Origin of the sequence: Paractinoplanes pyxinae (assembly GCF_026626335.1) — a bacterium.
Taxonomy (GTDB): domain Bacteria; phylum Actinomycetota; class Actinomycetes; order Mycobacteriales; family Micromonosporaceae; genus Actinoplanes; species Actinoplanes pyxinae.
This window is the reverse complement of sequence record NZ_JAPNTZ010000009.1, coordinates 229824-244169: the sequence shown is the minus strand read 5'-3', so window position 1 is coordinate 244169 and position 14346 is coordinate 229824. Positions and strand designations below refer to the sequence as shown.

The window sequence follows — 14346 nt, the reverse complement described above, 5'->3', positions numbered from 1 at the left end:
TGCTCACCTGATGGCCTGAGCTGCCGGTTGAGGGTGGAGCCGGTCCGAACGGGTCGCTGGTCCCTTGGTTCAGGGCGCTACGCGACAGATGCCCGCATGGACGTTTCCGATCTGGTGCGTCAGTAGGGCACGTGACGGACGGGAAGTCGGCGCGGAGGGTGGAGCCAGTCCGGGCTGTCGCGTTTCCCTTGGGTGCAGGGGGTGGCGGCAGCGTCCGGACTGGTTCCGTGGGATTTCAGAGGGAGACCGCGACGAGTCGCTGGCCGGTGTTCTCGATGCCGGCCAGGTATCGGACGGCTTGCTCGAGGTAGGTCACCCGGTTGGCGAAGGCGTCGCTGGCGGGTGCCAGATTGGCGCCTTCGGCGGTCCGCAGCGCGTCGCCGCAGATCGCGGTCATGGCGCTGTAGTGCTGGTAGGCCGCGATTCCGGCCTGCAGCATCTCCAGCTCGTCGACCGCCAGGGGAGTGCCGACGTTGGCCGCGTTGTGTGCGCGCATCGCGCTGATGCGGGGCTGCTGCCAGAAGTCGGCGGCGGCCTGCTCGTAGCTGTACTTGGTCGGCTCCGTGAGGTGCCGGGTGTGGAAGGTGACCCAGGGCTGTGCGGGGCGGGTGCCCTGCACGGTCTGCTGCCATAGTTGGTGGCGGATGCCCGCACCGACACCGGCGGCGTGTCGCATGCCGGTGAGCTGAAGCAGCTTTGCCGGTCCGCCCGCGCAGTACTCGGGCTGGTTCTTTACGGCCTTCGTCCGGCCGATCAGGTGGCGCAGCTGCCACAGGTACAGGTTGGGCTTGGCCCAGAACCGGGGCTGCAGGGTGCCGGAGACACCGAAGTGCGGGTCGAGTTGGTGAGCCGTCAGCGGCTCACGCGACAGCTCGTCGGGCAGGCACACGATCATCGTCGTGATGGTCGCGGTCGGCCGGACGACGCTCGGGTTGCTGTTGCTGGTGGGCTGGGCGGCAGCCGGGGCCGGCGGGTTCGGGACACGCTGGCCGTTGCGGGCTGCGGTGTGAGTGGTCATGAAGGGTTCCTCCTCGGGATGCAGGCGCGTTTGGGGCGCGCGGAAGTGATCGGCCCACTGGGTGCATGGGTCGATGCGTACGGGACTGGAGAGAGGTTGGTGCTGGTGGTTCGGTGCGACCTGTAGGGCTGCCGCGCGGTGCGGGCGCCGACCGGCCTCGAAAGGGCGGTGGGTGCGGGCACCGGATGGTGCGGCGGTGGTTCCCGTAGGCGGGACCGGACCGGGGTGGAGATATATATGAAAGAGGTGTTGCCGGAAACGGTAGCGGCACGGTCTGTCAGAATCAGCCGCTGTCATGATCGTCGGAAAGTGCTTTGACCTGCTCTGTCAGACGCTTGTCTGACTTGTGTCAGGTTGCCGGTCGGCCTTGGTACGCGCTGTCGGGCTTCTTGCGGCCACCCGGAGCAGGTAGTGCCCGGCGGCTACGCCTGGGCGGTGCCGCCGGGGTAGCGGTGCGGGTTGGTGGCCGGGTTGTCCGGGCCGTGGTCGGACGGCAGCTCGTGCAGCCAGCGGCGCAGCGTCGGGTCGTGGGTCAGTGTCCAGGCCGGTCCGGCGGGATGCTCGTCGTGGATGCCGGTCGCGACCGGCATTGTGAGCCGCACCCCGGCGAGCACGTCGAGCAGGTGCTGCTCGCGGCGGCGGCCGGGTACGCGCAGCAGCACCGGATAACCGGGGCCGCCTCCGGTTGCCAGGCGGTCGTACTCGCGCAGCTTGCGCAGCACGGTGCCGATGGTCTCGGTGCCGTTGTCGTGCTCGAGGAAGAACCCGACCTCCCGGCCGCCGGCTTCCCAGACGCCGTGCCCGTCGGGGCGGATGCCCGGCCCGGCGGCGGCTGCGGCGACGGCGCCGTACACGGCGGTGGCGTGCTGCTCGGACCACCAGCGCGCCAGCCGCGCGTTTCCGTCGGTGCGGGTGTAGGCGTGCAGGTCGACGAACAGCTGGTTGGTGCCGAGCAGGTGCGGCAGCCGGCGGCTGCCGATGATGCGTTCGGTGCGTTCCACACTGGAGCGTGGTTCGCGGCCGTCGGTGCGCAGCGGGTCGTTGTACTGCGTCGGGTAGACCACGGCGCCCAGCGGGCCGAGGGTGTAAAGGTAGTGGCCGTCGCCGGTGGTGACGTCGACGAAGCGGGTCACGGCCTGCAGCGAGTGCAGCACGGATAGCCGGAGCCGGGCCGAGCGCAGCGACGGGAACAGGGCGGCGGCGATCTGCCTGGTGGTCAGCACGTAGTGCTCGGCGAGCCAGGCCAGCAGCAGGTGGTCGCGGGCGGTCAGGCGACGCACCCGGTCGAGGCGGTCCAGGCGAGACGACGAGGACCGAGACGAGAAACTTCGAGACGAGGACCGGGAGGAACCGGAGCGGGGAAACGAAGAGTTTGAGGACGAGGCAGGACGAGAGCGGGAAGAGAAGGACTTGGGATGAGAAAAGGGGTAGTCCGAGGTGGACACGAGTGAGGCTCCTTCAGGCGAGGAGGTTGTCCCTCCGTTGGAGGGGTGTCGGAGTACGCGCAGCGGCCGCAGAGGCTCGCTCAGCGGCGCTGTGCTGCGGGAACAGGGCACTTCCGTTGGTTCTGTCAGGACGACGGGGTGCTCGGTGGTGAAGGGCTGGTGAAGCCCGAACGGAAGGTGTGCTCGCAGGCTGCTGAGCTGCGGTGACAGACTTTCAGGTCTGTCGCCGACGACCTTTCGGCGTGCTGACAGAACGTGCAGTGCTCAGGTTTTCGGCTTCTCGCCGTTCTTGCCGCGCTGCTGCCGTCGGTCGTCGGGCCGTGCGGAGAACTTGTCGACAAGTTCGTCGATGGCGCTGGTGTCCTGCGCCGGCACTCGGGCCGCGGCTGCCTGCCGGATGGCGGTCGCCTCGCCGACGACCGGCTTGGGTGGCCGGGTCTTAAAGGTGAACGCCGGTGTCTGCCGTCCGGCGACGACCAGCCGGGCGGCCGCGGTGTAGGCGTCCAGGTGGGCGAGGTCGTGTTCGGCGAGCTCGGGCTGGGTGTGGCGGGCCAGGACGCGGGCGTCCTCGGGTGCCACCGAGAAGTAGATCTTGTTGCGGGCGTTGGCGCTGGCCGCGGCGAGCAGGTCCTTGGGGAACTGGGCCAGGTCCTGGTGGGCCAGGACCATCGACAGCCGGTACTTGCGGGCCTCGGCCAGCATGCTGTCCAGGCTGCTGGCGAGGGTGAGGAAGTTCTGTGCCTCGTCGATGATCAGCGTGGCGTCGCGGCGCCGGTCCGGCTCGATGGTGGCGCGGGCGGTGGCGGCCTGCCACACCTGCGCCAGGATCAGGGAGCCGAGCAGTTTGCTGGTGTCCTCCCCCAGTTGGCCTTTTGGGATGCGCACCAGCAGGGCGCCGCCGTCGAGGACCTTGCCCATGTCAAAACTGGACTTCGGGTAGCGCATGGTGCGTTTGACGAAGTCACGCAGCAGGAACGACCGCAGCCGAGCCAGCACGGGTCCGATGACCTGTGAGCGCAGGGCCGGGTTGAGCGAGTCGTACCACTGCCAGAACCCCGACAAGCCGGCCGGGTCGTCCAGGCCGACGGTCATCGCCGACCGGAACTGCGCCGAGTTCAGCAGCGGCGGGATGTGCTGCAGCGTCACGTTGGCGTGCTTGAGCAGGGTGAGGCAGGCGACGCGCATGACGTCGTCCATCCGCGGCCCCCACGCCTTGGCAAAGATGTTGCCGAAGATGCTCACGATGTTGTCGACCACCAGGTCCGGGTCGTCGCCCTCGAGCGGGTTGATCGTGGGCGGGTTGGGCTGATCGGGGTCGAACAGCACCACCCGATCCGCCACCGAGGCCGGCAGCCGGTCGAGGATGTCCAGCACGAGGTCGCCGTGCGGGTCGATCACCACGGTGCCGCGTCCGGCCTTGATGTCGTCGACGGCCATGTTCACTAGCAGCGTCGTCTTGCCCGAGCCGGTCGCGCCGACCACGTGCATCTGATAGCGGGCGTCGGATACCGCCACAGCGACCGGGTGGCCGCCGATCTCGGCGTCGCCGATCACCTTAACCCCACGCCCGCCGGCAGGGACCGCCACCGGCGCGGGCATCGACTTGGCCCGCGCCCGATCGAGGCCCGGCACGGCCAGATCCCGCGGCAGCGCGGCCAGGACGGCGAGTTCGGGGGTGGAGGCGAGGAACCCGGCGCCGAGGCGCCGGGCTGCGACCACGGCCACCGGCTGGCCCATCCGGGTGCGATGGGCGAGCCGGTTGCGGCCGGCGTAGACGGCGTACGCGGAGGCGATCGTGTCGGCGATGCCCCGCAACCGGTCGCGGGCGTGGACGCCGCCGCGTTCGTTGTCCTTGGCCACGACGTAACGGATACCGACTGTCCACAGGCTGTGGACGGTCTTGTCCAGAATCGCGCGGACATCGCGTTCGACGCCCGGATCACGCCGGACCGCAGGGGTGGCGCTGCGCGCTGGTGTACTACGGCCGGGCAGGAAGATCTCCAGCAGCCACAGCAGCGGCGCCGCCAGGTTGATCGCCGGGATCGCGGTCTTTCCGTCACGCAGCCGTCCGGCCGCCCTGCGTGCCCGAGCCACCCGCCTCGGTGGGGCCGGGCGGGCGAGGACCTGCACGCAGGCGTGCTCGTCGTTCTTGAGCTGCGAGCCGGCCGACATCAACGCTCGCAGCGGGTCGTTGTCGTGGTCGGTGTTGAACGGCAGCCATTCCGCGGCCTGTGGCAGCAGGTGTCCGCCGGTGGCCTGCGGCATGCCGAGCGGGATCGGCGGCGCTGCGTTGTTGGTGGTGCAGGCCGCGCCCGGCCAGGCGGCACGGACTGCGGCCTCGACCGCGCCCTGCGGCACGGTGCCAGGCACCCACACGCTGATGATCAGCTGCCGGCCGGTCCACGTGTACTGCCACACCACGTGCGGGCTGCCGTAAAGCAGCCGCCGTTTCGCCGACGGGGTGAGGGTGCCGTGCAGGTTCGCCCACAACGCGGCGGCGGAGGCGGCGTCGACCTCCGGTGGCGGCGCGACCGTGACCAGCCGGGCGCCTTCGGCGTGGCGGCGGTGCCGCCACCCGGCCAGGATGTTCTGGGCCGCGATGTACGCGATGAGCAGCCCGGCGGCGACGCCGATCAGCCAGGGCCGCTGGATCGCCCACGCTGCGGCGTCGAGGATCCACTGCGCGGGCGCGCTCGGCGGCACAATGACATCGGCGCCCGGTCCCGAAGGACCAGGCGCCGGAGTGGAGGGTGACAGCAGGGGTGGGCTCACAGGTCGGCCTCCTGGTCGTCGAGGCCTGCCAGGTCGGACGGCTTCGTGGTGGCCAGGGCGTGTTCGGCCCGCGACGAGATCGCCTCGAACGCGGTCCGATTCGCCCCAGAGATCAACAGGCCGTGGCCGACCCGGGCGGACAGCAGCATGCGCCGCTCTCCGCCGGTGAGCCCGAACGCGTCGGCAACCTTGTCGATGGCCTGTGGTGCCTGTTTGAGCAGCACCTGGGTGGCGGCGTTGCTGACGACGGCTTGGCCGAGGTCGGTGCCGAGCACGTCGGCGACGTCCTGCGTGATCACCGACAGGCCGGCGTTGCGTTTGCGGCCCGCCTTGCTCATCTTGAACAGGAACTTCGCGCCTTCGCCGTCGCGCATCAGCAGCCACGCCTCGTCCACGACCACCAGGCGGCGCACCCCGAGCCCGGTGCGGCCGGGGGCGTCAACGCTGCGCCAGATCGCGTCCAGCGCGAGCAGCGTGCCGACGGTGCGCAGTTCGTCGGGCAGTTGCCGAAGGCTCCAGACCACGAGGTGCCCGTCGGGGCGGGTGGTGGTCGGGCCGTTGAACAGTCCGGCGAAGGATCCGGCCACCCAGGGGGCGAGCCGGGCGGCGAGCTGGGCGGCGGCCGGATCGTCGTCGGCGTGCAGGACCGCGGCGAGATCGGCCAGCAGTGGGGCCGGTCGGTGGTGGGTGGCCGGGTCGGCGGTGATCCCGGCCCGCCGATAGACGGCGAGGATGGCCCGGTCCAGGGCGGCGCGTTCGGCCGGTGGCGGCACCTCGCCCAGCAGCACCGCGATCAGCGTGTGCAGGAACAGCCCACGGCGAGTGAGTACGTCCGGACGGCTGTCGCCGACCGGCAGATCCAAGGGGTTGATCTTCACTCCGGGGGCGCCGAGCCGCACGATGGTTCCACCGACCGCGTCCGCGAGGCGCAGGTACTCGTCCTCGGGGTCAACGACGGCGACCCGCACCTGCTGGTACAGCTGCCGCAGCACGTCGAGTTTGACGAAGTACGACTTTCCGGCGCCGGAGCGCGCCAAGACGATCGAGTTGTAGTTCTCCTGGCTCCATCGGTCCCACCAGACGATGCCCTCGGAATCCGGGTTGATGCCGTACAGCACCCCGCCGTTGGTCGCAGGGTCACCGGGCAGCGGCGCCGGCAGATCCGCCGACGCCAGAGGAAAGGCGGCGGCCAGGGCCTGGGTATCCATGGTCCGCCGCATCTGCAGCGAATCCGTCGCCAAGGGCAGGGTGGTGGTCCAACCGGGCAGATGCCGCCAGGTGGCCGGCTGGACCTCGATCAGCGTGGACGCGGCGGCGGCCTTGACCTGGGCGCACGCCTCGAGGAGTTCGGCCTCGGTGCGGGCGTGCACCGTCAGATAAAGGCCGACACGGAACAGTTTCGACACGCCGCGGGCGAGGCGTTCGGCGAGGTCGGCGGCGTCGTCGGCGGCGGCCTCGACGTACGGGTCGGCGAGTTTGCCTTTCGTCGCGTCCGCCCGCCGCGACGATTCGAAGCGGGCGCGTTGGGTCCGTAGCCGGGCCGCGGCGGTAGGGGCGGGGATCGGGTCGATGTGCAGGGTCAGGTCCAGCCGGCCCGGCCACGACAGCAGGGGTTCGAGCCAGGCCGGGCCGACCTCGGCCGGGTAGCCGGTGACCACCAGAGTGGCGGCGTAGCCGGCGCCGACGCGCAGGTAGCGGGGCGTGACCTCGACGGAGGCGGGCGCCGCGGCGGCGGCCAACGACGAGGTCGGGTGGTCGGAGGGTTCGGGCGGGGTTCTGCCGCGTTTGCGGGCCAGTGTCTTCACGATTGTCTCCAGGGTGTGGCCGGCGCGGGGCCGGTGATGACGGTGTTGGGGGCCGCCAGACCGCCGGGGCGCGGCGGCCGGTACGGGTCCGCCGCCGCGGCCAGGGCGGCGGTGGCGGCGTGCCCGTCCAGGACGCGGGTGGTGAGCCCGAGCCCGGACAGCGCACGCACGGTGCCGTCCGCGCGGCGGCGGGCGGCGTGATCGCCGCGCTCCCCCACGCTGGTGCGGGTGACGATCAGGACCTGCCGGCGCAGCGGATCGCGGCGCTCAGCGAGATCGTCGAGGAACTTCGCGTGGTCGCCTGCAGCGTCGGCGAGCGCCGGGTGCGGCATGCTGTCGGCGGCTGCGGCCACGGTGCGGGCGTGCGAGTGCAGGTCGACTGGCTGCGCCGACACGACGATCTGCGTCGCCGTCGACAAGCTGTTGAGCCAGCGGCCGAACGTGTCGACCAGCGCGGCTTGCTCGTCGCCGGTGCGCAACGCCAGGTTGACGCTGGTCGCGGCGACCATCGCCGCCCGGGAGCCGCCGAGGGTGATCTCGCCGTCGTCGCCGATGGCGTCGGCGGGCAGCTTCAGTGGCGCCGGCAACATCACCTTCGTCTTCGAAGCCTCGACCCAGTCGGGGATCTTGGCGCCTGAGTCGGTGGTCGACAGCGCCCGCGGTGCGCGCGAGTGCCGCACCGCGGCGAACAGCCACACATCCAACGGGAGCCCATCACGCCGGCCGACGGCGAGCCCGAACACCAGCCCGCTGAGCACGACGCCGCCGCCGACCAGCACCGGTATCGGCACGACATCGTGCAAGGCGTTCCAAGCGCCGTAGCAGAAGACCGCGGCGACGGCGAGGATCGCCAGCTGGCGAAACGTTAATCCGTAGGCGACTTTGTCGGCGGCGTCGACGTCGGCGGGCATCCGGGCCCGCACGACCTCGGATTCTCGGCGGTCGTTCATCGGAACGCCCTCCCGATGCCGGGCAGAGTTCGGCTGATCTGCTGCACGATCACGACCCGCACCACGGCGCCGAGGAAGTTGTTACCCCGCCCGCCCTCGGTGGCATAGCGGCGGACCAGGCCAGGCACCCTCACGCAGGTCCAAAGCAGGACCATGACGACGAACAGGTTGAACACGCTGCCGGACTCGACCGGCAGGCCGAGCAGCGGCAACATCGCCTGCGGGTCCAGCAGCATCCACTGGGCGGCGAACAGCACGAAACCCTGCAGGATCGGTACGGCCAAGACCCCGGCGAAAGAACGCCACCAGAACCGGGCAACCGGATCGGTCTGCGGCAGCGCGTGACACGCCAGCGCGATCGGAGCGCTGGCGGTCAGCACCAGCGCGATCACGAACCGGACGATCGCCGAGCAGCCCGTAGCGGCCATCAGGAACAGGATGATCGCGACGCAGACCAGGAATACGATCCCGCCGGTTTGGCCAGCGGTGGTGATGTGGTTGCGCATCGCCTGGAACGCGCCGTCGGAGTCCAAGTTCTGTTCGGTCAGCGCCCCGGTGAGCGCGTTGGCCAGATCGATCATCTGGCCGGCGATCAGCTGGGAGAAGTGGGCAGTGATGAACCCGACCACGCAGCGCGGGATCAGGTCCTTGACGGTGTAGCGGGAACGTTCGTCGCCTTGGTTGGTCATAGTCAGCACCCCGGCGGCGAGGAACACGAGCACGAACACCGTGTCGACGATCAGGACGGCTCGGCCGGTCAGGGCTTGCACCTGCGGCAGCCCGGTGACGTTCGGTGTGATCAGCAGAACATCGGTGATCACCGCGATCATGGTGTTTAGGCTGTCCAGCAGCAGCCCGGCGAACCAGTCCAGGATGCCGTCGAGCCAGCTACTCGGATCGAGCCAGCCCATCAGCCGGCCCCGACGATGCCGCCCACGACCTGCAGCAAGACCGGGGCGAGCACGGCCAGGCCGTAGCCGATCAGCGCGTTCCTCAACGCGCCTTTAGCCTTGTCGACCTGGGCAGGATCGCCGCCGGCGGTCGACCAGTACACCCCGGCGAGAACCCCGAAAAGAGTGGCGACGGCAAAAAGGATCCCCATGATCCATTCCCGGAGGTTCGCCACCACCTGAGGCAGGCTGTACGCCGCCAGGACCACGGTGCCGGGATCGGCGTGCGCTGCGGCCGGGGTGAGCAGGATCAGTGTTGCCGTGCCCAGCGGCACGGCGTAGCGGACGGCCCGGCGGGCCGTAGCTAGAGGGTGAATGTTCGGGACACGTAGGCGTGCCCGCAGTGTGCGGGACATGAGTGGTCACCTCCCGCCGCGCACCCGGCGAACAGACGGGGTGCGCGGCGTGCTCGAAACGGCGGAAAAGGGGACCGCCGCCGGGCGTCCGAGACGAAGGACGCAGGCGAGGTGAACCGGGAGTCTCGGGAGGAGCTCGTCCTCCCTATTCGGGTTTCGCTGGTGATGAGGTGTCAGCGCATCAAAGGCGCGGCACCCGAGAACGTCCCCGGGCTCACGTCGCCCGACCCTCGAAAGTTCGGGGCTCGGCGGCGGGCAGGGACCGCGCCGGACACCTTGTTTTCGGTGCCGTGGCGGTTCCGCACCCTCAAACCGGGGTTTGTGCGCTGTGACGAACACTCGGCTGTCTGACGCCGAACTGACACGCTTCCAACAGCGCTGACAGTGCAGTTCAGAACCACATTTCATGACGGCCGGCGGATGGCTGGCTTCGTTCGCGAGTTTGGGCACCAATTGTTCGCGACTTTCGGCACCACTTCACCGGCACCGCTCGTCGCGATGTTCGCCAGAACCGGCACCACTTGCGGATCATTACCACCCGGCGGCGCCAACGGCTCCCTCAGCATCCCGATTACGCTGCGTGCAAGGGATCATGAAGCCTCTCTGTGCTTGGATGCGCCGAGATGAGTGCGCCTCCCTCCTCAGCTGACTTTGTGCCGACAGGGACAGCGGCATGTGGCTCTACTGCTGCGTTTGTGACCACATCCTCGACGCGGTCGGCGAAGCTCCCGCCCGGGCGGCTGCGTCAGGGCAACGCCGGGTCGAATGTGGGCAGCTCAACCAGACGCTGACCTGCACTGTCACTGGTGACACCGGGCAACTTGGGGGCGTTTTCGGTAGCCGCGAGCCGGGGCCGCCGTGCACCGTACCGGTCTTCTTCATCTGGCCGGGTATGAATGCGTGCGCCCGGCACTTAGGCTGGGCTGCAGTGTGCGTTCCGCCGCTACCTCGACATCAGCCCGAGCGGGTACCGTCGTCGGGTCCGCCTGGAGCAGGCCGACGCAGAGCTGCGTGCCGGTGACCCGGCCGGTGGCCTGACCGTCGCCGCCGTCGCGCACCGGTGGGGGTGGGCCGGCGCCAGCCAGTTCACCGCCGCCTACCAGCAACGGTTCGGCTGCTGCCCAGCCGGACCTTGCGCGCGTTTGAATGGAGGCGCATCTGGTGAGTGAGTCTTTCGAGACGACGGACATCGCCGTCGCCGAGCAGCTGATGCGGGACACCTACAGTGGTCATCTCCGGCTCGAAGCCCACGGCCGGCACGGCGGGATGCGCGTCAGCCAGGCTCAGCTGTCCCCGGCGGTCCGCCTCGACGACATGAGGTTCTCCTTTTCCTACGAAGCCGAGTCGCCGCCGATCGGCGTGATCACCATCGGGCACCTGCGCTCCGGGCGGGCCAGTTACCGTTCCCACGACGGCGAACGGCTCATCGGCCCCGGAGATGTCGTTCTCTGCTTTCAGCCCGATCAATATTGCACCGTCAGCTGCGCCGACCTGGACATAGGAATCGCGTCGATCGACCCGGCCCTGCTCAGCCGGGTCGCCGACACCGCTCCCGGCCGTCGGCGGGAACCGGTGCGCCTGACCGGGTACACGCCCGTTACCTCGCAGGCCGCCCGGCTGTGGGAAAGCTCCTACGGCTACGCGCAGTCCGTAGCCGGTCAGCCCGGTGCGCTGGTGTCGCCGCTGCTGGTCGCCAGCGTCGCTCGGCTGCTGGCTGCCACCGCCCTCTCGGTCTTTCCGAACAACGCGCTGACCGATCCGACCATCGAAGACCGCCGCGACGCCCACTCCGCCACCCTGCGCCGCGCCATCGCGTTCATCGACGAGCACCCACACCGTGACATCACCGTGGCCGATATCGCGGCCGCCGCCTACGTAAGCGTCCGCGCGGTGCAGCTGGCGTTTCGGCGTCATCTCGGGACCACGCCGATGGCATACCTGCGGCGGGTCCGGCTGGACCGGGCACACCGTGATCTGCTCGGCGCCGATCCGGCGGTGACGACAGTCGGCCAGATTGCCGCCCGGTGGGGATTTTCCGATCACAGCCGGTTCACCGCGGCATATGGCCAGGAGTACGGCCATCCGCCGTCGTCGACGTTGCGCCAGGGCTGAATCGAAGGCGGTCAGGTCGTACCCGCCGGGCAAGGATCCGACCCGGGTCAAACCAATCGGCAAGAGGCCGAACGTGCGGCGCGGTGGCCACCGGTGTGTATTCGCGTCGCCTGCGATGACGTCACGATCCCTCGGCGCCTGGATCGGCGCTGAGCCGGCGGCCCAGTGCGAGCCGTGCGCACAAGGCCTGGGACCGTGCCACGGTGTCATGGGCCGTCGCGGTGATCTCGGCGGAAAAGCTCAGCAACTCGGCGACGGACCGCTGCCTGCGGGCCGGTCTGGTCACCCGGTCCCGGGCGCTGGACAGCGGGTCCGCCCAGAGGATGTCGATGACAACTTGGACCCCGGCGGCCGCATTGATCGGGCGGACAGCGCCGCCCCGACGCTCAGCGGCCTCCCGGTACTGCAGCAACACCCGAGTCGCGGCAGCGTCGAGGAAGGTCACCCCGGCCAGATCGATGTCGACGACCGGGTGAGAACCGGGCTCGACTGCGTTCAGCACAGCAGCCAGGGGCGCCACGACGTCGCGGTCGAGCTCGCCGACGGCGACGAAACGCGGCCGGCTGTCCGGCCCCTGGTCCCAGTGGCACCAGCGGCCGGTGATGCCCTCGGGAGCTACCGTCACAACCCGACATTCGTCGCGAACAACTACGCCGGCTACCGCGCGAAACGCACAGCGCCTGACGTCGTTGTGCGGCAAACGAAGGTGCGGCGCTGCGCAGGCGACGCATCAGGTCGCCGCAACTCGCCGATCGTGATCTTGCGTCGCTGCGTGACCTGCGAACTCTTGCTCCGCTGGTTGCGGACGGGCAGCCCGGAGCCGTTCCACACGTTCGCGGGCGAGGACGGCGGCGCGATGCGCGGCAACGGCCCGGTCCTTGAGCCGCTGGGCGGTGTCGGCCCGCGCTGCGGCGCGTTCGCTTGCCCGGGCCGCGTGCGCCGACAGCTGGTAGGCACGGTCGCCGGTCGACGACCCGTCGGGACGGTGTTGCCCCTGTCCATGGACCAGCACTGCTTCATGAACCAGCACTGCCCGGCGCAACGGCAAGATCAAGCCCGGCGGTGGCCAGGATGCGCGGATTGCCGGTCCGGGTGACTTCGTGTGGCAGGCATGCGCTTCGTGCGGTAGGCGTGCGAATAGGGGACACCCGGGAGGAGCGATGGGCGGGTCCGATCAGGTGGCACGGTTCGGGGTGTCGTCACAGGACGAGGCCGAGACCGAGGAGTACCTCAGGCAGATGTACGTTGACTGCCGGGTAGTGATGCTCGCGGTCGGTGAAGGAACCCGATTCGCCGCGGCCGGCGCTCAAACCGCGCAGATTGGCGCCGGTCGCATCCGCTCCACCCTCGACTACCGCGGTGAAACCGCCCCGTTCGACAGTTATCTGTTCTTCGGCCTGGACAACGGGCAGATGCGGATCCGCAACGGCGCCGAGGAGACGATGCTGCTGGCCGGCGACCAGACCTTCTACCCGCTGGGCGTGCCCTTCGTGGTGGACATGTTCGACATGGCCGCGAAAACCCTTCAACTACCCGCGGCCCGGATCGAGACGACAGCCGAACAAACCTTGGGAATCCGCGGATCCGATCTACGCTTCACCTCCACCACCCCGGTGTCGGCGACGATGGCCCGACAGTGGTCCACACTGATCGACCTCGTCGCCGCGGCCCTGCTATCGCAGGACGCAAGCGTCAGCCCGCTGATGATCGAGGAGCTGACCCGCACCACCGCGATCACCGCCCTGCACACCTTCCCGAGCACCGCGCTGACCGTCGCCTACCAGCCCAGTCCCGCCTGGGTAACCCCGGTCTCGGTACGCCGCGCCGCCGCCTTCCTGCACGCTCACGCCGACCAGCCCATCACCATCGACCAGATCGCCGCCGCAGCCGGCGTCACCGCACGGGCCCTGCAATACGCCTTCCGTCGCCACTACGACACCACCCCGACCCAATACCTACGCCGAATCCGGCTCGAGCGAGCCGAGCAGGACCTGCGCGCCCGACGCGGCACCATCGCCGAGATCGCCCGCCGGGGGGATGGGCCAGCGCCAGCCAGTTCGCAGTCGCCTACCGACGCCGCTTCGGAATTCTCCCCAGCCACACCCAGCGCGGCTGAACACCTCACCGAACGAGGCCACCTCCGCGGCAAATGAACAGCCCAAGATGCTTCCCGACCCGATAAGAGGCGCCAGGGCAGGCGGAACCGATCGACTACGGGCCCCAGTGCCAGGAAACCTGAAGTGTGGTGAACGACAACGGAGCGGGGGTGCCCGGCCGGGCACCCCCGCTCCGTTGTCAGGGGTTTATAGGCCGAATGCCCCGCCCTCGATGAGGATGAGCAGGCCGATGCCGATCAGGACGATGGGCAGGATGATGTGTCCCCAGCGGCTGAGTGCCTTGGCGATGATCGGGCGCGTGGCGAAGAAGCGCCCGGCAGCGACCCACACGCCGACCAGGAGCAGGAAGACGATCACGTAAACGGTCATGCCGCCGGCTCCGGCGGTGGCGAAGACCGGCACGTAGACGCCGATGTTGTCGCCGCCGTTGGCGAATGTGACGGCGGCGACGGCGAGGATCCCCGGAGCGTCGTTGTTCGCCTCGCTCTGGTCGTCGTCGTTGTCGTTGCGGTGCCGCCATGCTTGGACGGCGGCTTTGATGCCCAGGGCCAGCGGGAGCAGGCCGAGGTAGGGTACGGCCTCGTCCGGCAGGAAGGTAGCGCCGACCGCGGCTGCCACGGCGACGGCGAGGATGCCGGCGAAGCCGAGGTACTGGCCGGCGAGGATGTTGCGGGTGGTGTTGCGGTGGCCTGCGCCTTGGGCGAAGAACAGGGCCAGGATCAGGATGTCGTCGATGTTGGTGACCGCGAACAGGCCCGCGGCCTGTCCGATGATGCTCAGGTTCATGACCGCCCCGCCGGGGTGCCGATGACAGATGTCTG

At 69.6% G+C, this 14346-nt stretch carries 12 protein-coding genes; 3 read left to right on the top strand and 9 right to left on the bottom strand.

Annotated elements, in window-relative coordinates; genetic code table 11:
* Positions 1 to 235 precede the first annotated feature (235 nt).
* The 7 genes from OWR29_RS26270 to OWR29_RS26240 all read right to left on the bottom strand — a co-directional run bounded on the left by OWR29_RS26270 (position 236) and on the right by OWR29_RS26240 (position 9296).
* Entirely contained in the window at positions 236 to 1018 is a 783-nt protein-coding gene (locus OWR29_RS26270) for a hypothetical protein (RefSeq protein WP_267565900.1), read from the bottom strand.
* A 422-nt stretch (positions 1019 to 1440) separates the two neighbouring features.
* Complete coding sequence (locus OWR29_RS26265; RefSeq protein WP_267565899.1) at positions 1441 to 2298, bottom strand: replication-relaxation family protein; 858 nt, start codon at positions 2296 to 2298, stop codon at positions 1441 to 1443.
* Between the two features lie 429 nt (positions 2299 to 2727).
* The gene (locus tag OWR29_RS26260) at positions 2728 to 5235 is read right to left on the bottom strand and encodes a type IV secretory system conjugative DNA transfer family protein (RefSeq protein WP_438872657.1); all 2508 of its coding nucleotides are present in this window, start codon (positions 5233 to 5235) and stop codon (positions 2728 to 2730) included.
* Entirely contained in the window at positions 5232 to 7031 is a 1800-nt protein-coding gene (locus OWR29_RS26255) for a VirB4 family type IV secretion system protein (protein WP_267566071.1), read from the bottom strand. Before OWR29_RS26255 ends, OWR29_RS26260 begins: the two co-directional genes overlap by 4 nt.
* 5 nt (positions 7032 to 7036) lie before the next feature.
* The gene (locus OWR29_RS26250) at positions 7037 to 7990 is read right to left on the bottom strand and encodes a PrgI family protein (protein WP_267565898.1); all 954 of its coding nucleotides are present in this window, start codon (positions 7988 to 7990) and stop codon (positions 7037 to 7039) included.
* Positions 7987 to 8901: a TrbL/VirB6 family protein gene (locus tag OWR29_RS26245; RefSeq protein WP_267565897.1), complete on the bottom strand. Its 915-nt coding sequence runs from the start codon at positions 8899 to 8901 to the stop codon at positions 7987 to 7989. The genes OWR29_RS26250 and OWR29_RS26245 overlap by 4 nt, the downstream gene beginning before the upstream one ends.
* Positions 8901 to 9296, bottom strand: a complete 396-nt coding sequence (locus OWR29_RS26240) for a pilin (protein WP_267565896.1) — start codon at positions 9294 to 9296, stop codon at positions 8901 to 8903. Before OWR29_RS26240 ends, OWR29_RS26245 begins: the two co-directional genes overlap by 1 nt.
* Before the next feature lie 923 nt (positions 9297 to 10219).
* On the opposite strand from OWR29_RS26240, the gene OWR29_RS48155 reads away from it, so the two are divergent.
* Both OWR29_RS48155 and OWR29_RS26235 read left to right on the top strand, forming a co-directional pair.
* The gene (locus OWR29_RS48155; protein WP_369077359.1) at positions 10220 to 10465 is read left to right on the top strand and encodes a helix-turn-helix domain-containing protein; all 246 of its coding nucleotides are present in this window, start codon (positions 10220 to 10222) and stop codon (positions 10463 to 10465) included.
* Positions 10443 to 11408: a helix-turn-helix transcriptional regulator gene (locus tag OWR29_RS26235; RefSeq protein ID WP_267565895.1), complete on the top strand. Its 966-nt coding sequence runs from the start codon at positions 10443 to 10445 to the stop codon at positions 11406 to 11408. The genes OWR29_RS48155 and OWR29_RS26235 overlap by 23 nt, the downstream gene beginning before the upstream one ends.
* Positions 11409 to 11529: 121 nt before the next feature.
* Here OWR29_RS26235 and OWR29_RS26230 read toward each other — a convergent pair whose 3' ends face one another.
* Positions 11530 to 12033 carry an STAS domain-containing protein gene (locus OWR29_RS26230; RefSeq protein ID WP_267565894.1) on the bottom strand — a complete coding sequence of 168 codons (504 nt, stop codon included), beginning with the start codon at positions 12031 to 12033 and terminating at the stop codon, positions 11530 to 11532.
* Between the two features lie 535 nt (positions 12034 to 12568).
* On the opposite strand from OWR29_RS26230, the gene OWR29_RS26225 reads away from it, so the two are divergent.
* Entirely contained in the window at positions 12569 to 13561 is a 993-nt protein-coding gene (locus OWR29_RS26225; RefSeq protein WP_267565892.1) for a helix-turn-helix domain-containing protein, read from the top strand.
* A 150-nt stretch (positions 13562 to 13711) separates the two neighbouring features.
* On the opposite strand, the gene OWR29_RS26220 is transcribed toward OWR29_RS26225, so the two are convergent.
* A complete protein-coding gene (locus OWR29_RS26220) occupies positions 13712 to 14311 on the bottom strand; it encodes a cadmium resistance transporter (protein WP_267565891.1) in 600 nt (199 codons plus the stop codon).
* Between the last annotated feature and the right edge of the window lie 35 nt (positions 14312 to 14346).

What these genes read in the sequence shown, in the direction of transcription:
- OWR29_RS26270 (WP_267565900.1), bottom strand. Translation starts at nt 1,018, where the DNA reads ATGACCACTCACACCGCAGCCCGCAACGGCCAGCGTGTCCCGAACCCG.
- OWR29_RS26250 (WP_267565898.1), bottom strand. Translation starts at nt 7,990, where the DNA reads ATGAACGACCGCCGAGAATCCGAGGTCGTGCGGGCCCGGATGCCCGCC.
- OWR29_RS26245 (WP_267565897.1), bottom strand. Translation starts at nt 8,901, where the DNA reads ATGGGCTGGCTCGATCCGAGTAGCTGGCTCGACGGCATCCTGGACTGG.
- OWR29_RS26240 (WP_267565896.1), bottom strand. Translation starts at nt 9,296, where the DNA reads ATGTCCCGCACACTGCGGGCACGCCTACGTGTCCCGAACATTCACCCT.
- OWR29_RS26235 (WP_267565895.1), top strand. Translation starts at nt 10,443, where the DNA reads ATGGAGGCGCATCTGGTGAGTGAGTCTTTCGAGACGACGGACATCGCC.
- OWR29_RS26225 (WP_267565892.1), top strand. Translation starts at nt 12,569, where the DNA reads ATGGGCGGGTCCGATCAGGTGGCACGGTTCGGGGTGTCGTCACAGGAC.
- OWR29_RS26220 (WP_267565891.1), bottom strand. Translation starts at nt 14,311, where the DNA reads ATGAACCTGAGCATCATCGGACAGGCCGCGGGCCTGTTCGCGGTCACC.